Annotated in this window: 14 protein-coding genes, 5 pseudogenes and 1 other annotated feature; of the genes and pseudogenes, 5 read left to right on the top strand and 14 right to left on the bottom strand. The window is 50.8% G+C overall.

Features of this window, described 5'->3' with window-relative positions:
• Positions 1-5: 5 nt before the first annotated feature.
• Positions 6-341, top strand: a complete 336-nt coding sequence (locus QRY16_RS06840; RefSeq protein ID WP_289776081.1) for a cell envelope integrity TolA C-terminal domain-containing protein — start codon at positions 6-8, stop codon at positions 339-341.
• Positions 342-649: 308 nt separating this feature from the next.
• Here QRY16_RS06840 and QRY16_RS06835 read toward each other — a convergent pair.
• Together QRY16_RS06835 and QRY16_RS06830 are read right to left on the bottom strand one after the other, a co-directional pair.
• A pseudogene (locus QRY16_RS06835) lies at positions 650-1,039 on the bottom strand (ROK family protein); the annotation flags it as partial.
• Positions 1,040-1,157: 118 nt separating this feature from the next.
• On the bottom strand, positions 1,158-2,081 hold the full coding sequence (locus QRY16_RS06830; protein ID WP_289776080.1) for an IS5 family transposase: 924 nt from the start codon (positions 2,079-2,081) through the stop codon (positions 1,158-1,160).
• Between the two features lie 316 nt (positions 2,082-2,397).
• Between QRY16_RS06830 and QRY16_RS06825 the strand changes: the two genes are divergently transcribed.
• Positions 2,398-3,939, top strand: a complete 1,542-nt coding sequence (locus QRY16_RS06825) for an amidohydrolase family protein (protein ID WP_289776079.1) — start codon at positions 2,398-2,400, stop codon at positions 3,937-3,939.
• 194 nt (positions 3,940-4,133) lie between these two features.
• On the opposite strand, the gene QRY16_RS06820 is transcribed toward QRY16_RS06825, so the two are convergent.
• The 3 genes from QRY16_RS06820 to QRY16_RS06810 form a co-directional block, all read right to left on the bottom strand.
• A protein-coding gene (locus QRY16_RS06820; RefSeq protein WP_419776114.1) for an IS3 family transposase occupies positions 4,134-5,347 on the bottom strand; the annotation gives its coding sequence in 2 pieces (ribosomal slippage) (positions 4,134-5,059 and positions 5,059-5,347; 1,215 coding nt in all).
• Positions 4,950-5,066 (bottom strand) — a sequence feature (AL1L pseudoknot). Its footprint overlaps the gene before it by 117 nt.
• Positions 5,348-5,398: 51 nt before the next feature.
• Positions 5,399-6,274 (bottom strand): NleE/OspZ family T3SS effector cysteine methyltransferase, encoded by an 876-nt coding sequence (locus QRY16_RS06815; protein ID WP_289776077.1) that lies wholly within the window; start codon positions 6,272-6,274, stop codon positions 5,399-5,401.
• 66 nt (positions 6,275-6,340) lie between these two features.
• On the bottom strand, positions 6,341-6,955 hold the full coding sequence (locus QRY16_RS06810) for a recombinase family protein (protein WP_289776076.1): 615 nt from the start codon (positions 6,953-6,955) through the stop codon (positions 6,341-6,343).
• Between the two features lie 161 nt (positions 6,956-7,116).
• Here QRY16_RS06810 and QRY16_RS06805 point away from each other — a divergent pair, with 161 nt between their 5' ends.
• The gene (locus QRY16_RS06805) at positions 7,117-10,146 is read left to right on the top strand and encodes a Tn3 family transposase (RefSeq protein ID WP_289776075.1); all 3,030 of its coding nucleotides are present in this window, start codon (positions 7,117-7,119) and stop codon (positions 10,144-10,146) included.
• Positions 10,147-10,173: 27 nt separating this feature from the next.
• Here the strand turns inward: QRY16_RS06805 and QRY16_RS06800 are convergent.
• Positions 10,174-10,710, bottom strand: a pseudogene (locus tag QRY16_RS06800) (ROK family protein); the annotation flags it as partial.
• Between the two features lie 146 nt (positions 10,711-10,856).
• On the opposite strand from QRY16_RS06800, the gene rdgC reads away from it, so the two are divergent.
• Positions 10,857-11,768 carry a recombination-associated protein RdgC gene (gene rdgC / locus QRY16_RS06795; protein ID WP_289776074.1) on the top strand — a complete coding sequence of 304 codons (912 nt, stop codon included), beginning with the start codon at positions 10,857-10,859 and terminating at the stop codon, positions 11,766-11,768.
• Positions 11,769-11,865: 97 nt separating this feature from the next.
• On the opposite strand, the pseudogene ppnP reads toward rdgC, so the two are convergent.
• The 6 genes and pseudogenes from ppnP to aroL form a co-directional block, all read right to left on the bottom strand.
• Positions 11,866-12,156: pseudogene (ppnP, locus tag QRY16_RS06790) on the bottom strand (pyrimidine/purine nucleoside phosphorylase).
• Positions 12,157-12,262: 106 nt separating this feature from the next.
• Positions 12,263-12,454, bottom strand: a pseudogene (locus tag QRY16_RS06785) (AroM family protein); the annotation flags it as partial.
• A gap of 569 nt (positions 12,455-13,023) precedes the next feature.
• Positions 13,024-14,217, bottom strand: a pseudogene (locus tag QRY16_RS06780) (OPT/YSL family transporter); the annotation flags it as partial.
• Between the two features lie 223 nt (positions 14,218-14,440).
• Positions 14,441-15,193 (bottom strand): IclR family transcriptional regulator, encoded by a 753-nt coding sequence (locus QRY16_RS06775; protein ID WP_289776073.1) that lies wholly within the window; start codon positions 15,191-15,193, stop codon positions 14,441-14,443.
• Between the two features lie 269 nt (positions 15,194-15,462).
• Positions 15,463-15,654 (bottom strand): YaiA family protein, encoded by a 192-nt coding sequence (locus QRY16_RS06770; protein ID WP_193403637.1) that lies wholly within the window; start codon positions 15,652-15,654, stop codon positions 15,463-15,465.
• Positions 15,655-15,770: 116 nt separating this feature from the next.
• Positions 15,771-16,295 (bottom strand): shikimate kinase AroL, encoded by a 525-nt coding sequence (aroL, locus tag QRY16_RS06765; RefSeq protein WP_289776072.1) that lies wholly within the window; start codon positions 16,293-16,295, stop codon positions 15,771-15,773.
• Positions 16,296-16,578: 283 nt separating this feature from the next.
• On the opposite strand from aroL, the gene QRY16_RS06760 reads away from it, so the two are divergent.
• The gene (locus QRY16_RS06760; protein WP_193403639.1) at positions 16,579-17,232 is read left to right on the top strand and encodes a DUF2076 domain-containing protein; all 654 of its coding nucleotides are present in this window, start codon (positions 16,579-16,581) and stop codon (positions 17,230-17,232) included.
• 2 nt (positions 17,233-17,234) lie between these two features.
• On the opposite strand, the gene QRY16_RS06755 is transcribed toward QRY16_RS06760, so the two are convergent.
• Both QRY16_RS06755 and QRY16_RS06750 read right to left on the bottom strand, forming a co-directional pair.
• The gene (locus QRY16_RS06755; protein ID WP_193403640.1) at positions 17,235-17,684 is read right to left on the bottom strand and encodes a YaiI/YqxD family protein; all 450 of its coding nucleotides are present in this window, start codon (positions 17,682-17,684) and stop codon (positions 17,235-17,237) included.
• A gap of 9 nt (positions 17,685-17,693) precedes the next feature.
• Positions 17,694-18,137 (bottom strand): DUF421 domain-containing protein, encoded by a 444-nt coding sequence (locus QRY16_RS06750; RefSeq protein ID WP_193403641.1) that lies wholly within the window; start codon positions 18,135-18,137, stop codon positions 17,694-17,696.
• Position 18,138 lies beyond the last annotated feature (1 nt).

Below are 18,138 nucleotides of genomic sequence, written 5' to 3'. Positions count from 1 at the left end.
GAACAATGACAAGATGGATAAGGGTCAGCACCCTTGCCATACTGCTGGCGGGGTGTAGCCATGCGCCGTCAAACGTGGCGGACAGAGAAACGAAGGCTTATTTGCATCACGTGCAAAGTGCAATTACGCATAATTTTGGCGATACCCGCCACTATGCCGGGAAACGCTGTTTAGTCACGGCGCAACGTCGCGCTGATGGCCGTTACAGTGTGCTGCGCACCGAGGGCGATGAAGCGCTGTGTCTGAAAGCATGGCAAAGCGTGAGCAGCGCGCGCAATCTGCCGCTGCCACCGAAAAATGCCCCGGAACAGCTAATGATTGCCTTTCCACCGGCTAATTAACGCCTTCAAAGGGATTGATCAGCAAACGCGTCAGCGCAGTCAAGCGTTATGCCATTTCGGTTTTCACCTGCGATGCGGCCCACGCGCTAAGCCGGGCGCAACGCGGGAACCACAAGACAGGGACGGACACTCGCGCTTTATCGCTGATATGCGCGGCTTGTTCGGCATTATGGCTGCCGTTTTCACCGCTATCGCCGCGCGAGGCCGTATATTGCGGAAGACTAAACCGGCGTGTTCGCCAGAGCGGGGATTAAAAAGCGGCCGGTAGTAAAAATGTGACGGCCTGACAGCCAGGCCGCCGGATGCGTTTACGCTTGCAGCGGCCATAGCCAGGCCGCGCCCCGCACGCCGCTGGAATCGCCATGAACAGCTTTCAGTACCGGTGTCTCGCACTCACCGCCAAACACCCATTTTTTCATCAGGGTCGGTACCGTTTGATACAGACGGTCAACGTTGCTCATGCCGCCGCCTAACACTATTACGTCGGGATCAAGCAGATTAACCACCTGCGCCAGCGATTTCGCCAAACGCATCTCATAGCGGCTCATCGCCAGCTCCGCAACGGGATCCTGCTGCTCCAGCAAGGTAATGATCTCCGCGCCTTTACGCGCTACGCCGCTCAAACGCTGATAGTCGGTGGCAAAACCCGTCCCTGATACAAACGTCTCGATACAGCCCTGCAGCCCGCAATAAGGGGTTCTACGCCGGAACCGCCGAAATTTCCGACCTACTATTTTTAGTGATCTTTCGTAACCTGGGGGGCTTTGTTGAATAAATGAGAGTTAGTGAGAAGATGGTTCCCGCTGGTAGCATCTGTTATGCGATCCGCACGCTATGCGGCATACCCAGCATCGTCATCCGGTTCAGCGCTTTCACCATCGCCATCGCTTCACCCACCTGCGCGTCGTAGTCCCGCAGGCTCAGATGTCCGCCAACCAACGATTTGATACGGAACATCGCCGTTTCTGCCACTGAACGCCGGTGATAGCCCACTTTCTTTTTCCAGACATCGTTGCTGCCGCTCAGATGCTGATTCGCCACTGCGTGGTTACGCTCATGGTATTTGTCAGGCCAGTATTGCGCACCGCTTCGTGGCGGGATAAGCGGTCTTATCTTTTTCCGAAGCAACGCATCGTGGCAGTAGCGCGTGTCATAAGCGCCATCAGCCGAGGCTTCCTTTATTTTCCTGTGGGTCTGGTTAATCAGCTCCGGCAGTGCCTGCGCATCTGTCGTACCGCTGAGCGATAAACCGGCACAGACAATCTCGTGCGTCGCATTGTCTGCGGCAGGATGAAGCTTGCGCCACACCCTTCGTCTGTCCGCTCCATGCAGCCTGACTTTCCATTCGCCTTCGCTAAAGACCTTCAGGCCGGTAGCATCGATGACCAGATGTGAGATTTCACCACGGGTTGGAGTTTTTATGCTGATGCTAACGCGCTTTGCCCGCTTGCTGACCAGAGAGTAATCAGGGCAGCGCAACGGCATATCTATTAGCTTAAAAATCGAGTCAACGAAACCCTGTAAAGCGCGAAGCGACAGGTTGAACACACGCTTCATCATCAGAACGGTGGTAATAGCCATATCGGTGTAGTGAAGGGGGCGGCCACGACTTTCATGCTGTGCGCTTTCAGTCCATGCAGCAATAGCAGACTCATCAAGCCAGACTGTCAGCGAACCGCGCTGCCTGAGTGCTTTGTTGTAAGCTGACCAGTTGGTGATTTTAAACTTTTGCTTTGCCATAGGGCTCCGATGCAGAAACGACCGTAGCGCTCAGATCCGCCAATCACCTAAAAGTTCGATTTATTCAACAAAGCCGCTTACCGAACAATAATTCTCTATATCCAAACTGACCCCTTAATGCGACAGAACCGTTCTTCGACGGTACCGGCAACAATGCTGTTAACACGCAGAATATGGGGTTCTACGCCGGAACCCCAATGCGACAGAACCCTATGGGCTACCTTACTCAGCGGGGTCAGGTTATTTTTCTTGAAGCCTGCATATTAGAAAAACCTACGGTTGCTACCATTTGTACTACCTTATTGAGGAGAAATTAATGATTGAGGAGAAATTAATAGTGAATGACGTCAAAAATGCATGCACACGAACACCATATGGTTCGCGAAACCCAAGTATCACTGGTGTCAGCAACGATGAAGTAAATGTTAACACAGATAACCCTAGCCTTTTAGACTGCATTTCTTCTGTCAAAAATACAACAGACACTGTGTCCTCTCAGAAACTGTCTGAGAAAGGTATTCAGACATTGTCATACAATGACGTACATAATCACTCCTTCGGACCTGGTTATTCATACTCTCAGGTTTATGATATAACTAAAACTTTATCATCTAATGTTGAAGAGCAACTCCGTCTTTTTGATGAGGCGGGTGTTAATCAAATTGTCTGTGCCCCCATACCAACGGCAGTAGTCGGGAACAACGACTGCTGTGGTAACACTGACATAATGTCTGAATTAGAAAATAAGACATATTATTTACCTGATCAAATTCGTGATGGGAAGATTCCGGACTTAAGTGATTACAATAAAATTACCACGGAAACGGAGCAGTATTATAACACCAGTGTAGATTGGCAGGTTGGAAAGGCTTATAGCGAATTAAAAATAAGAGATACAGAAAATGAAAGGAGATTTAACGAAGGCGCAGATAAGAAAAAAGCACAATATCAAAAATATGAGAAGATCACAGACAGAATTCATCCTGCAATTACTGGAATTAATCTTAATGACAGTAATGCAGTGGTCGCCATGCTTCGTCTTAAAATGGAGTATCCAGGGATATTTCATATAATTGGCGAAGTCACAATGCACAAAGAATTTGTGGATAAACAGAATAAAGACTACACTCCTGCTTTTGATAAAACAGCCTCAGCTAATGCAATTTTCAGATTTGCAGGAGACTCAGGAATGCCTGTCGTACTACATTGTGATTCCAGCGATGTAAAAGAGTGTTTGAATCTCGGTACTCCAGGAAAAGGTGAATATTTTAGTTCAATCAAAAAAATGATTTCCTATCATCCACAAACAACGTTTATTCATGCGCATATGGGAGGTGTTGGCAAATATTCTCCGCCTGGTGATAATCATATAAATGTGCTCAGCAATATGTTAAATAGTCACCCCGGATATTATATTGATATGTCATGGGATGTTGTTGCTGAAAATTACTCACCAGTTTCCAGTCTGAAAGGGGATGCAAAAGTTAATGATGAGCTTGTGCGTGAAAAAAGAATAAAAGACATGGCTGAGCTGATTAATCATTTCCCCGAAAGATTTATTATGGGAAGTGATGCTCTGATTTCTAGGACCCCGGAGTCTATTAGCCGAACTTATAGCCTTTACTCAAATTACGGTTCTAATTCGGAAAGTATAGGGCAGCGAAAATATGGTTTATTTGACTATCTTAGGCCGGATAGCATGAACAAGGTTTTGACCGAAAACTTTGACCGTATTTTGAGTAAGGCAAAAAAAGACAATGATATTTTTGAGAAAAACAAGATGAAAGACTATCTGAAACAGATGCAAGCTTACACGAATGTAAACAAACGAGTCCCGAATGTGTGGCGTCAGAAGTAATGATGGTTCTGTCGCATTAACATTGACAAGTTAGCAAAATTGACGCTGCCTGTTTTTCAGGCAGCCAGAATATAAAATTGTTCCGCAGGTTTGCTCTGGTCAATTTATACTCGTGGTCAGGCTTTGTTGAATAAATGAGAGTTAGTGAGAAGTGAACCGCCCCGGTTTTCCGGGAGAGTATTTTAGTTGGGAACTCAGGCTGCCAGATCCTTATTCCCGATGGAAGCATAATATGCCCGTTCGGCTTCTGCCGGTGGGATATGCCCCAGCCTTTCCAGCAGCCGGCGATTGTTGTACCAGTCCACCCACGCCAGCGTCGCCAGCTCCACTTCGCCGCGGTTTTTCCAGCTTTGCCTGTGTATCACCTCCGCTTTGTACAGGCCGTTGATGCTTTCGGCCATCGCGTTATCATAAGAGTCACCCGTGCTTCCCGTTGAAGCCAGAAGCTCCGCCTCCTGCAACCGCTGTGTGTAGGCCAGCGACACGTACTGTGAACCTTTGTCGCTGTGATGGATGGTTCCTGATGGCCGACGGGCCCACAGCGCCTGCTCCAGCGCATCCGGCACGAACGTCGTCTCCATCGACGATGACACCCGCCAGCCCACGATGCGACCGGCGAACACGTCGATAATGAACGCTACGTATGCGAAGCCCTGCCAGGTGCTGGCGTACGTGAAGTCTGCCACCCACAGCTGGTCAGGGCGTTCAGCCACGAACTGACGGTTCACCCGGTCATGCGCGGCAGGGGTCTTACGGCTGACGGTGGTTCGCACCTTTTTACCTCGCAGTACGCCGGTTAGGCCCATGGACTTCATCAGCCTCGCGATGATGCATCGGGCCACGCTGAAGCCCTCCCGTAGCAGCTGGCGCCAGACCTTGCGAACACCATAGACGCCGTAGTTTTCGTCGTACACGCGCTGTATCTCCTGCTTCAGTTTCTCATCACGCTGGTCGCGATGGCTACGTCTGTCAGGATGCAGCTGATATTCACGGTAGCGGTAGTATGACGACGGGGCGATATCCAGCTCATGGCATACCGGTCCGACCCCGTATTCATCGCTCAGGGTATCCACCAGGAGGGCTATTTTTTCCAGAGGCGGTCGAACTCCGCCTTCGCAAAATAAGCTGAGGCCTGCCGCAGGATATCATTGCTGCGCCGCAGCTCGCGGTTCTCACGCTCCAGCTCTTTCAGGCGCTGGCGCTCAGTGGTGGAGAGACCACCATCACCGCCACCGGCATCACGTTCATACTGACGCAGCCAGATACGCAGGGTCTCCGGCGTGCAGCCGATTTTAGGGGCGATGGAACTCAGGGCTGCCCACTGTGAGTCATATCCGTCCTGGCATTCCAGAACCATGCGGACGGCGCGCTGCCGTATCTCGGGGGAAAAACGTGTATTTTTAGTCATCCTGTTTACCTCTCTCTCAGGGAGTTTAGTCTCCAGGATTCCCGGGGCGGTTCAGTACTTGTCATACATTTTTGACTGTAATGGGCGAGTGATGTCAGCTAATATACTGCTCCCCATATCAGGATCTATATCCATTGTGTCACATTGTAAGTGTTCCCCTATGTGAGTTCCTTCATCCATAAGCTTCCTTTTGTTCAGTGCCCCACAACCTATTATTATTCTTGTCTGGTGTGGACTATCATGGTTATGCGAAGTCACTGCCAGTTGCGAAGCAGATGAATTTAATTTTTGTATGTAACTATCAATTTCTTCTGGCAAATAATTAAATACCCTCCCCATCTCTCTTGCAATAGCAAGTTCCGACCATATTACTTTTAACTCATGTGGTGAGTCTCTCAGAGCATCCATTAACTCTCTCTTTTTATTGTATAATTCAATGAACCGTTCTGCGTGTTGCTCACCTTGCTCACAATCTTTTCTGTATACGACTATAATATATAAGAAACCATTGTTTTCTTTTGGAAAAATTTTACAGCCAATATTTGGCAATTCAAATAACGCGTGCAACACAGGTGAGCAGAGACTATCTACAGAAAACTGTCCCATCGGACGCTGTCCGGATATAACAGTTAACCAGCTCCCTTCTGATGTATTGGCTTCATCTCTGGATATGTGTGAAAAATAAGCCGGGCAGTTTGAGTATATGCGTCTCATCTCATGAGATATCGCTATTTTTTTACTTGTGTACCCATCAGTAAATACAGACTGCTCTCTGGTCGTACCTGATATGTAACTCTTGTCATATACGTTAGGACTTTCCATGAAGAAAGAATGGTTTATGTCAGGATAAATCTTTCTTATCATATCTGCTGGATTTATTTGCTCTGACAGTGAAACTTGCTGTGTATTAATACTGGTAACTCTCATATGCACCTCCAAAGTATAATTATATATTTTTATTTCATTTTTGTACTTTTTAATAAAGCAGAAACCCTAACGCCGGTTAAGTAATTTTTCTCCATCATGGCGTAGTTTTCCATCTGGCGATATATGTCGATACAGGGTCTGTCTGGTGATCCCCAGTTCCTGACACAGTGCATTGACTCTGGTCTCTGGCTGCCCCATTGAAGCTATTGCAAGCCGCAACTTGGCCGGGGTCATCTTGTATGGCCGTCCACCTTTCCTACCGCGAGCTCTTGCTGATGCCAGACCAGCAGTCGTTCTTTCAGCAATCAGTTCGCGTTCAAACTCAGCCAGTGCGGCAAAGATACCAAAGACGAGCTTGCCTGCAGCGGTTGTGGTGTCGATGGTCGCACCGTGACCAGCCAGCACCTTCAGGCCTATCCCGCGTCCGGTAAGGTCATGCACCGTATTAATTAGGTGGCGAAGGTCGCGCCCGAGTCGATCCAGTTTCCATACGATCAGTGTGTCTCCGGGGCGTAGTGCCTTCAGACAACCAGTAAGTCCGGGACGATCTTCTCTTTTGCCCGATGCCCGGTCCTCATAAAGGTGAGCTGCATCAACGCCAGCTGCGATCAGCGCATCACGCTGTAAATCATTCGTCTGCGAACCATCCGCTTTTGACACTCGCATATAACCAATTAACATTTACCACCTGTCACATATACGTTCGATTATGTGACATTGTGATTTTGGTACCAGAATCTGTCAACAACAGTCACATTATCCGTCATTTAAATTATGACACGTAAAGGCTGTATTTTAATGATAATGTGACAATTACGCTTGAGTAAGCATAAGGATCAGGGATGGCCACTAAAAATAAGCTCCTCAGCATTCTTTCAGATGCCGAACAGGAGGCACTGTATGGCCTCCCCGATTTCGATGATGCACAGCGGCTGGAGTTTCTGGCTCTGGATGAATCGGAGCTGGCACTGGCCAGTAGTCGTCAGGGACTTCATGCTCAAATTTATTGCATCCTCCAGATCGCTTACTTTAAAGCCAAACACCTATTTTTCCGCTTCGGCTGGAGTGATGTTAAGGACGACTGCAATTTTATCCTGTGCCGTTATTTTCACGGGGAGTCATTCCCGGATAAATTGCCCACTAAGCACGAGCGCTATGCGCAGCGGGAAAAAATCTGCGCACTGTATGGGTACCAGCCGTGGTCATCTTCGCTGTCTTCACCGCTTGAGCGACAGGCCACCCACATTGTTCAGCGCGATGTGACCCCCGGTTTTATCGCCACAGAGCTGATTATCTGGCTCAATGCGAATAAAATCATCCGCCCCGGATATACCACGCTCCAGGAGCTGGTGAGCCGGGTTCTTTCTGATGAAAGACAGCGGCTGGGGCGTATTCTGACAGAGCGGCTTGATGACGCTACCATTGCCGGTCTGGACAAGCTGATTGAACGCGATGATACGCTTTCCCGGCTCTCGATCCTCAGGCAGGACGCGCGTGACTTTGGCTGGCGCCAGATGGTTCATGAGCGGGAGAAACGGACCATCCTGGAGCCGCTGCCCCGCAAAGCCTGCAACATTTTACCGGTGCTGAATATTTCCCAACAAAATCTGCTGTACTACGCCAGCCTGGCAAATTTCTACACCGTTTACGATCTCCGCAATCTGAAGCAGGAGCAAACCCGCCTTTATCTGTTGTGCTATGCCTGGATCCGCTATCGCCAGTTCAGCGACAACCTGGTGGATGCGATGTTTTTCCATATGAAACAGCTTGAGGATGAGAGCCGCAGCGTGGCTAAACAGCTCATGGCTGACGTGCAGGAAAAACACCGGCGAGAATCCTCTAAAATCGGACGCCTGCTGTCGCTTTACGTTGACGACAGCGTTCCGGACCCTACCACCTTTGGCGAGGTCCGTCGTCGCGCCTGGAAAATCATGCCGCGGGAGACACTGAAAAGCACCGCACAGCGCATGAGTGTGAAACCCATCAGCAAGCTGGCGCTGCAGTGGCAGGCCGTGGACGGGATGACGGCATTAATCCGGCGTCATCTGCGGCCATTATATCTGTCACTTGACCTCACCAGCGTGGTCCAGGACAGCCCCTGGGCTGAAGCGCTGAGTTGGCTAAAAATGGTGTTCAGTAAAAAACAGACACTTTCGCAGCGGCCGCTGGCGGAATGCCCACCGGAAACGTTAGCCGCACGGCTTCGTCCGTACCTTCTGGAATACGGTGAGGATGGTGAGCCCACAGGCCTGAATGCCGGGCGCTATGAGTTCTGGCTCTATCGGCAGATAAGAAAGCGCTTTCAGTCAGGGGAATTCCACCTCAACGACAGTCTCCGACACCGCCACCTTTCTGATGAACTGGTACCGGAGGGGGAACAGGCCGCGGTGCTGGCTGACATGAATATCCCCTTCCTGCAGAAGCCGATTAAAACGCAGCTCAAAGCGCTGGAGTCCGAGCTGCACCGACAGTGGAAAGCGTTCAACCGGGAGCTGAGGCAGGGGAAGCTGAAACATCTGGAGTTTGATAAAGAAACGCGGAAACTGACCTGGCATAAATCCGTGGTCAGTCGTCATAAAGCGCAGAAGAAGCGTTTTTATGAGCAGCTACCGTTCTGCGATATAAGCGACGTCTTCCGCTTTGTTAACGAGCAGTGCCGGTTCCTCCCGGCGATGAAGCCGCTGCAGCCCCGTTATGCCAAAAAATATGCCGATGCAGACAGTCTGATGGCGGTCATTGTTGCTCAGGCGATGAACCATGGCCATCATGTGATGGCACGAACCAGCGATATTCCATTCCATGTGCTGGAAACCACGTACGAGCAGTATCTTCGCCTAGCGTCGCTTCTCACGGCCAATGACTGCATTACCGATACGCTTAAGGAACTGCCGATTTTTCCGCTCTATTCGTTTGACCCGGAAACCCTTTATGGTGCCGTTGACGGGCAAAAATTTGGCGTTGAGCGGCCAACGGTAAAGGCCAGACATTCACGTAAATATTTCGGCCGCGGTAAAGGTATGGTGGCCTACACGCTATTGTGTAATCACATCCCGATCTATGGCTATCTGATTGGCACAAATGACTATGAAGGTCACCATGTCTTTGATATCTGGTACCGCAACACCTCAGAGGTAAAACCGACGGCCATCACCGGTGATATGCACAGTATCAACAAAGCCAACTTTGCGATCCTGCACTGGTTCGGGCTTCGCTTTGAACCTCATTTCACAGACCTGAACAGGCAACTGCAGGAGCTGTACTGCACCAGAGAACCCTCGACATACAAAAAATGTCTGATTCAGCCCGTCGGGCAAATTGATCTGGACCTTATCACCCGGGAAAAAAGTAACCTCGAGCGTATTGTCGCCACGCTGGGGCTGAAGGAAATGACGCAGGGAACGCTGATCCGCAAACTGTGTAATTACACAACAACTAACCCGACAAGACAGGCAGTATTTGAATATGACCGGCTGGTTCGCAGCATTTACACACTGAAGTATCTGCGTGATCCGCTGCTGGAACGCAATATACGTCGCTCTCAGAACCGGATTGAATCTTATCACCAGCTGCGCGCTGCAGTTTCCAAAGTCGGCGGAAAGAAGGAGTTAACCGGGAAAAATGATCTTGAAACGGAAATCAGCAATCAGTGCGGGCGGTTGATCTCCAATGCGATCGTTTATTACAACTCCGCGATCCTGTCACGATTACTGGAACGACTGGAAGCAGAAGGGAACGCTAAAGGCATTGAGGCGCTGACCAGGATATCACCGGTGGCCTGGCAGCACATTTTATTGAACGGGCACTACACCTTCCAGAGCAACAATGAAATTATTGACCTGGATGCACTTGTTGTGGGGCTGAAACTGGGGTAACGGAAAAATCTGGGGTTCCGGCGTAGTACCCCAATAACACGGCACTTCTTCACGATAACGCAGCTCATCGGCATCCATCCAGGGCAATGGATTATGCCCCCATTCACCCGCGTTGCCGTTGCCGCCGATACGCGACTCTCCATTGATTGCGACGCCAGCACCCGACCCTGTGCCAATAATTACCGCGAAAACCAGCGGCTTCCCTGCGCCCGCGCCATCCACGGCTTCGGAAACGGCCAGACAATTCGCGTCGTTAGCAATGCGCACCTCACGCTTCAGCGCCTGGGCTAAATCTTTATCCAGCGGCTGCCCATTAAGCCAGGTTGAATTGGCGTTTTTCACCCGCTGGCTGTACGGCGAAATCGTGCCGGGGATCCCCACGCCCACGCTGCCAGTTTGAGCCGTTTTTTCTTCTGCCATCAAGACTAAATCGACAATCGCCTGCACCGTCGCTTGATAAGCGTCGCGCGGGGTATTCACACGATGGCGAAACAGTTCCTGGCCTTCATTTGATAACGCAATCACTTCAACCTTGGTTCCACCCAGATCAATACCAATACGCACGGGTTATTCCTCATTATTCGCTCAGGTGAGAGATACAGTAAAAGGCGCTTACCGGAAAGGCAATGAAACCTGACCGGTGTTTCGCTATCATGCGCGCTGACTCTGTTAGACTTGTGCGCCCGATCGCGCCACGGTAAGGAATCCTGATGTTGTGGTTTAAAAATATGATGGTTTATCGTCTGAATCGTGACATTCCGTTGTCCGCAGACGAGATGGAAAAACAGCTCGACGCCTTCACCTTTTCGCCGTGTGGCAGTCAGGATATGAGCAAAACCGGTTGGGTGCCGCCGATGGGCAACCGTAGCGATGCGCTCATCCATGTAAATAACGGTCAGATGGTTATCTGTGCCCGTAAAGAAGAAAAAATTCTGCCTTCGCCGGTGGTGAAACAGGCGCTGGAAGCGAAAATCGACAAGCTGGAAGCGGAACAGAGCCGCAAGCTGAAAAAGACCGAGAAAGATTCGCTGAAAGATGAGGTGCTGCACAGTTTGTTACCACGCGCCTTTAGCCGTTTCAGCCAGACTTATATGTGGATCGATACCGTTAACAACCTGATCATGGTTGATTGCGCCAGCGCGAAGAAAGCGGAAGATACCCTGGCGCTGCTGCGTAAAAGCCTCGGATCGCTGCCTGTGGTGCCGCTGACGCTGGAAAACCCTATTGAACTGACGTTGACGGAATGGGTGCGTTCAGGCGATGTACCTGCTGGTTTTGCCCTGCTGGATGAAGCCGAACTGAAAGCCGTTCTGGAAGATGGCGGCGTCATTCGTTGTAAAAAGCAGGATCTGGTGTGTGATGAAATCGCTAACCATATCGAAGCCGGCAAATGGGTAACCAAACTGGCGCTCGACTGGCAGGAACGTATCCAGTTTGTGTTGGCTGACGATGGATCGGTAAAACGTCTGAAATTCAGCGATACGCTGCGCGATCAGAATGATGATATTGATCGAGAAGATTTTGCTCAGCGTTTTGACGCTGACTTTATTTTGATGACCAGCGAACTTGCTGCATTGATCGGTAATCTGGTCGAAGCCTTAGGCGGCGAAGCCCAGCGCTAGATCCAATAATGTTGTTGATAACGCGCCAGAGCCGTTAACCCGGCCAGTACGTTTGTCGGCAATCTGAAATGGCCGCGTTTATCACGCGGCCATTTTTTTAGTCTTTCAGATAGCGACAGAGATAAGAACTCGGCTCGCCCACTTGTAGATGAAACTCGCTGTGACCCGGCACATTAAACACCGAACCCGCTTCAAACCATTTCCATTAGGCCTCGCCCGGCAGCAGCACTTTCAGTGAGCCGCTGACAACGGTCATCTCTTCCGGCTGCCCGGTGCCAAACGTATATTCGCCTTCGGCCATTACGCCAACGCTGGCACGGCCTGTGCTCGCACTGTCAAAACCGATGGATTTAACTTTTCCGTCAAAATACTCACTTACGTTGAGCATAATACTTCCTCACAGCACATTTAGGTGACTGGCAGTGTAGAAGGGAACTCACTGATCTGTCACGCGAAAAAAACAGCGATGTGACAGAGTGTGATCTCGCCAGATCTCACAGGATCAGCTCCGCTACCAGTACGTTTGACAGCAATACCGGTATCGCGAGCTGCTTTTGTAAAAAATCGCGATGCTGCTGGTGATACCCAATGCAGTCTAATACCACCACTTTCGCACCCTGCGCCTGCAATGCCTGCGCCGCTTTTAGCAACGTATTTTCATCCGCCAGGTACGGGCTGGCGACAGCTTAAAGCCGTAACTCCCTGTTCGGGTGCCGCCACTGGTCTTGGCAATCTTTCTGAATCTCGATAATCCATCGGTAAGCTCGTGAGCCAGTCGCTCCATCCATTTCGTAAAGCGAAAATATCCGGAATATTGCTGGCAGATGTAGTCCATCTGAGCTGTTAGCTGGATTAAAATGCGATTCACAACAGCTAACGAAGCGGATTATACTTGTTTACCTACTCATCCCGGAGGGAGCAACTGACGTGAAGGACACATATTACAACGACACCAGGATCAATTCGTTAATCCAGAATGAACTGAATGCGTTCTTTGAGGGCTACAAAGGTATCATCTATGCCTACGCCATTATGAAAAAGTAAGAATTGCCTTATCTGTTGATACAGGATTAAGAATCTATGTGACCTTCCCGTTTTTGCAATACCGACAGACCATACTTGCCAGGATTTTATTTTATTTTTTGCGCAGTCAGCACATAAACAGGGTACCCCTCTCTGCCCCGCATTGATTTGGCCATGTTGATTATTCTAATCTCGGCACATGCTCTTCTGGTTGATTTCTGCATAGCACTTGCGCATACCAGACCAAAGGAATGGAAACGATAAAAGCGATCATCGCGGCAATTAACTGGATGCGACGTCCCCACAACTCCTGCTGCATATCCGCGCCATTTCCGCGCAAAATAAAACCGGCTTTCAGGTCGTAGCCCATATCAGCAAAAGCCGGGCCTGTGGCCGCGGTAAAGCCACACAGCAGGCAAAGCGCTAACGGCGGAAAACCAAGCAAAATACCCACAATTAGCGTAATTAACGCAACAGCAAAAGCCGGGAACCAGCCTGAATGCATTGCGGCAATGCCGACAATCAGCTCGTGTACGAAAGCGGCAAACGCGGCATAACAGATAAACAGTAGCAACATGCCGATGCCCATTTCGCTCCACAATCCGCCCGCCAGCGCCAGCAGCGCGGAAATCAAGACGCAGCCAACCCCACCGAGACCCAGCGCACGCTTTACTTCAGCGCCACTACGACTTACCACCAGCGCATCCTGCTGGCGGCTGCGAATAACCATTACCACCTGAATCAAGGCCACTAAGCCCGCGCCCACCATGACACCATGCGGCAGATAAAGCGCATTAATATCAATACCCGCCACCGGTTGTGCATAAGCCCGAACCAGAAAGCCGATACCGAGCATACTAAGCGCCCAGATATTGCCGATAAATGCCGTACCAAAAGCAGACATGGGAATTTTTAGCATCGAGCCGACGATGCCACCGACAATACCCGCCACCAGTAGCCACGCCTGCCGACCGCCGCGATCGCCAGCTTTAATCGCTTCGGCTGCCGCGGCCCCTGGCGGCCACGCATTGCTGGCTGGAAAAACGCGCGTATCAAATAAGCGATAGAGTAAATACGCATCCAGCAGCATGGCGGCGCTGACGCCACAGAATAATGGCAACACCAGCTGGGGTTCGCCTAAAGCCCATGGGACCGCGATCGGCATTAATAAACTGTTTGCTGCACCAAAGGTGGCAGAAGAAATAGCGGTTTGCGCCAGATTTTGTATTTCAACAGAACGATAACGGCGAAAAGCCTGTAAAGGGATACGCGCTAATAACATGGCAAACAGCGCGCCAATAATAGACGTATTCGGTGTAACACCAATTGTGGTAATTAATTGAATGCCAATTATTGCACCTGCAATTGAAAGTAAAATTAAAACCAAAGCAAAGCCGGCCTGTTTTACAGGATTTACCCTTTCCATATAATCCCCGCCAATAAATACCCAGACGAAATGAAATGGCGCTTCGCGACTCTAATGGTTCGCTTGCGTCGTTTTTTAAATTCCCCTGTTTTGTCCTAAAGAAATCGCGCTGCTAAAGGCGGCCAGCCCAAAATATTTATGGACAGCATGAAAGAAACAGGCCCGAGGGCCTGAGTTTTCCCCGGTTTGGCGAAAGTATTACGCCGATAAAATCGTTGAGACATTACGCGCCATATTTATCGGCCATCTCTGTAGCCGTTGCGCGTAAAGCGTCTAATAGTGCTGGCGGGTATCCCGGCTCCGCCTCCTGCGACAGAAACGACAGGCAGAGCGCCACCGATTCGCCATGATGTTTGTTATTAACAATGACTGACAAAGAGCTAATACCGGCTAAGGTTTCGCTTTGCGCCAGTGACCAGCCTTGCTGGCGGATCTGCGCTAATTTTTCACACAGCTCGTCGACATTCCGCGGCGAATTCGGCGCTACCCTTTCCCACTGATCTTGATAACGGGCCCTAATATCTTCATCGCTTAACAGTGACAGCAATGCCCGCCCGGTCGATGTTGCGGCAGCAGGCATGCGACTGCCCGGCGGCGTGACTAACTGCGTAAAGTGACGACCATGAAACATCCGCATCACCAAAACTTCGCGTCCATCCAGCTTAGAGATGTAGCCCATGCAGCCAGTAATGGCCACCAGGCGCACCATCGCCGGTGATACGCTGTCAACCAGCGGCGCAGAAAGGTAGTGGCCTGCCACCGCCAGCAATACGCTACCAATATGAAAGCAGCGACTTTCTGGATCGCGATCCAGCAGCCCCTGATTTTCCATGGTAGCCAGCAGGCGCGACACGGTGCTTTTCGGCAGCGTGAGCGCCTCAACCACTTCGGTAAACGTCAGCCCCGCATGTCCCTGGGTAATACCTTTACGCTGGAACAGCCTGAGCACGGCGGCTGCATTTTCAAGGGTGGTCATAGTGCCAGTTTCAATATATGGAACTCAGTTCCTGTTTGGGTAAACCGAAAGTAAAACGTGAGATGAGCTCGGTCAAGCCGGAATTTTTCACCAGCCGATTTTCATACAGTTTAATTATTCGACAAATGGCCCACGGCTGGTGTTTTGTCTTACGGCAGGGTTAAAACGCAGGATGGGATGCAGGAAGAAAGGTGTTTTGCGGAAAATTGAAGTAAATATGGCGGGGACGAATAAAGCCGCTTACTGGCATCCTTGCCAGCGGGCCTGTCCTACTCTTTTTCTATATCTTCGTAGCGCGCCTTAGCATCTTGCGCTTCGGCTTCCGTTTTATATTCACTGATGAGCGAATTGGGGGTGGGATGATCGGCACGCAGTTCATACGAGATGACCCGACTGCCTTCCGGGCCTTTTTCTACCGGCACAATGCGCGCTTCACGTGGATACGGTGGTCTTGTTGGCATATTCAATCCCTCTTGGCTAAATGGCACTCCACCTGACAGGTGAGCACCTGTCAGGCAGTAAGTATAGACAACAGGAGATAAGGAGCGATTAAAGCAAGAAAAATCTGTAAGTTAGTTCAGCTGGCTCGCGCCAGCGAAAGGGATTGCAGAATTTCATCAACCACGCGTTCCGGCGCCTGCATAGCATTGACTTCATGGTGCGCTGCCGCACGATAAAGATGCGCGCGTTCACGCAAAACCTCGCCCATTTCTTCAGCTATCGGGCGGCCGGTTAGGGTTGGCCGCTGTTCCGCTTCGGGCTGATTTTCAAGTCGTTCCGCTAATACTTCCGGCGGGGCGCTTAGCCAGATGACCCGGCCCTGTTCCTGCATAAAGCGTCGATTCGCTTCCGCTAACACCATGCCGCCGCCGGTGGCAATAATGGTGGCAGGAGCGGTAACCGCCTTTAATGATTCAGTTTCACGCGCCCGGAAACCTTCCCAGCCTTCTTCCGCAACCATTTCCGCTACGCTGCGTTGCGTAACATATTGCAGATGGTGATCGGTGTCACGAAAGGCATAACCCAGCGCCTGCGATAACGCTTCGCCAACGGTGGTTTTGCCGCAACCGCGTGCGCCAATCAGAAAGATGGGTAATGACATCAGGGCAGTTCCTCCGCCGTGGCAGCCGGGAAAGGCTGCGCGTTCAGCTCAATAATGCAACGCATAATAACCGGATTTTATTATCACCTCCACCCATCAAGCATGAAATGCGTGCCCGGCCCAGTTAACTCGCCTTAACCGTTTGATTTATTTTAGCTATTTGATGCACGTTTTGTGCATCCTGCCTGGTTATACCGCCTTGCAACATTTGCTTACGCCTGCTGTTTTACTTTCCCCTTAATCGGCCCCATATACTCATAACAGTCGCAACAGGAGAGTCATCATGCAACGCGAAGAACAACAACTGATTGATGGGCTGTTTAGCCGTTTGAAACAGGCTGAAAGCCAAACCACGGCGCGCGACGCCGATGCCGAACAGCGGATTAAGCAGCATCTGCAGGCGCAACCGGGCGCACCTTACTATATGGCGCAGGCAATTCTGATTCAGGAAGCTGCCCTGAAAAAGCTGAACGACCGTATTAACGAGCTGGAAAGCCGTATGGCACAGCAACAGCAGCCACAGCAGAGCAGCGGCGGCTTCCTTTCCGGGCTGTTTGGCGGCTCGCGTCATCAGGCCCCCGCGCAGCAGCAGCCACTCTGGAATAGTGCGCCTCAGCAGCAACCGCAATATAGCCAGGCTCCCGCCGCTCGCGGCAGCGGTTTTCTCGGCGGCGCGCTGCAAACGGCGGTGGGCGTGGCGGGCGGGGTGGTAATGGCAGATATGCTGACCAGCATGTTCCACCATTCGCAGCCTGAGGAGATTGTAAATATCATTAACGAGCCGCCATTACCGGATGTGAATGATAACCTTGATACCTTTAACGGGGGCGATCAGTCATTTCTCGATCCCAACAGCGGCTGGGATCACAACTTTGCCGACAATAACGATCTGAACGACTTTGGCGGTGATGATTTCGACGACGACAACTTTGTCTAAACTCAGCGCTTCTGCTGTCTGAGCCAGCTGTCCAGCTCGTTCGCAAATTGTTGGCGGTCACGCGGACTCATCGCCGCCGGGCCGCCCGTTTGTACGCCGCTGGCGCGCATCGTATCCATAAAATCACGCATCGTCAGTCGCTCGCGAATCGTTGCTGACGAATAGCGTTCGCCGCGAGGATTTAATGCCGCAGCGCCCTTCTCCATCACCTCTGCCGCCAGGGGAATATCGGCCGTGATCACCAGATCACCCGGCTCCGCACGCCTGACAATTTCATTATCCGCCACGTCAAAACCTGCTGGCACCTGCAAGGTGCGTAGATAAGGCGACGGAGGCACTCGCAGAAACTGATTCGCAACGAACGTCACCAGGGTTTGGGTTCTGTCTGCCGCGCGGTACAACACCTCTTTTATTACATTTGGACAAGCGTCTGCATCAACCCAAATAGCCATTTCAATTCCTTATTCTCGGGAGATGATGGAGATCTTGCCGTTCTTCTCCAGAATGGCAAATTTAATTTGGTCCAGCCGCTCCAGGCCCTGCGAACTGCGCGCACTTTGCAGAATGTCATCCTCGCTGACACCGGCCTTTCGCGCGCGTTGCGAAAGCAGTTTGCCCTCTTCGACCAATATCAGCGAGGTTCCGTCAATCAGCATTTCAACGCGCGGAAACCAGTTTTTTAACATGCCAAACAGAATATCGATCACAATCAACGTAATGATGGTAATTGACGCGCCGGTGACGGAGAAATCATCTCCCAGCAATGCCTGCTGCGTAGCTTCACTGATGATTAGCAACAGAATCAGGTCAAAGGAGGTCATTTCCATTAAGGTGCGTCGTCCCGCCACTTTCAGCACTACCATCAATAATAAATACATGCTGGCCGCACGTAATACCGTTTCCATG

The organism is Mixta mediterraneensis, assembly GCF_030283135.1.
Taxonomy (GTDB): Bacteria; Pseudomonadota; Gammaproteobacteria; order Enterobacterales; family Enterobacteriaceae; genus Pantoea; species Pantoea mediterraneensis.
The sequence above is the reverse complement of the archived record's forward strand: the minus strand, read 5'-3'. Positions and strand labels throughout refer to the sequence as shown.

What these genes read in the sequence shown, in the direction of transcription:
- aroL (WP_289776072.1), bottom strand. Translation starts at nt 16,295, where the DNA reads ATGTCATTACCCATCTTTCTGATTGGCGCACGCGGTTGCGGCAAAACC.
- QRY16_RS06810 (WP_289776076.1), bottom strand. Translation starts at nt 6,955, where the DNA reads ATGTTAATTGGTTATATGCGAGTGTCAAAAGCGGATGGTTCGCAGACG.
- QRY16_RS06840 (WP_289776081.1), top strand. Translation starts at nt 6, where the DNA reads ATGACAAGATGGATAAGGGTCAGCACCCTTGCCATACTGCTGGCGGGG.
- QRY16_RS06750 (WP_193403641.1), bottom strand. Translation starts at nt 18,137, where the DNA reads ATGGAAACGGTATTACGTGCGGCCAGCATGTATTTATTATTGATGGTA.
- QRY16_RS06775 (WP_289776073.1), bottom strand. Translation starts at nt 15,193, where the DNA reads ATGACCACCCTTGAAAATGCAGCCGCCGTGCTCAGGCTGTTCCAGCGT.
- QRY16_RS06755 (WP_193403640.1), bottom strand. Translation starts at nt 17,684, where the DNA reads ATGGCTATTTGGGTTGATGCAGACGCTTGTCCAAATGTAATAAAAGAG.
- QRY16_RS06760 (WP_193403639.1), top strand. Translation starts at nt 16,579, where the DNA reads ATGCAACGCGAAGAACAACAACTGATTGATGGGCTGTTTAGCCGTTTG.
- QRY16_RS06825 (WP_289776079.1), top strand. Translation starts at nt 2,398, where the DNA reads ATGATTGAGGAGAAATTAATAGTGAATGACGTCAAAAATGCATGCACA.
- QRY16_RS06770 (WP_193403637.1), bottom strand. Translation starts at nt 15,654, where the DNA reads ATGCCAACAAGACCACCGTATCCACGTGAAGCGCGCATTGTGCCGGTA.
- rdgC (WP_289776074.1), top strand. Translation starts at nt 10,857, where the DNA reads ATGTTGTGGTTTAAAAATATGATGGTTTATCGTCTGAATCGTGACATT.
- QRY16_RS06830 (WP_289776080.1), bottom strand. Translation starts at nt 2,081, where the DNA reads ATGGCAAAGCAAAAGTTTAAAATCACCAACTGGTCAGCTTACAACAAA.
- QRY16_RS06805 (WP_289776075.1), top strand. Translation starts at nt 7,117, where the DNA reads ATGGCCACTAAAAATAAGCTCCTCAGCATTCTTTCAGATGCCGAACAG.
- QRY16_RS06815 (WP_289776077.1), bottom strand. Translation starts at nt 6,274, where the DNA reads ATGAGAGTTACCAGTATTAATACACAGCAAGTTTCACTGTCAGAGCAA.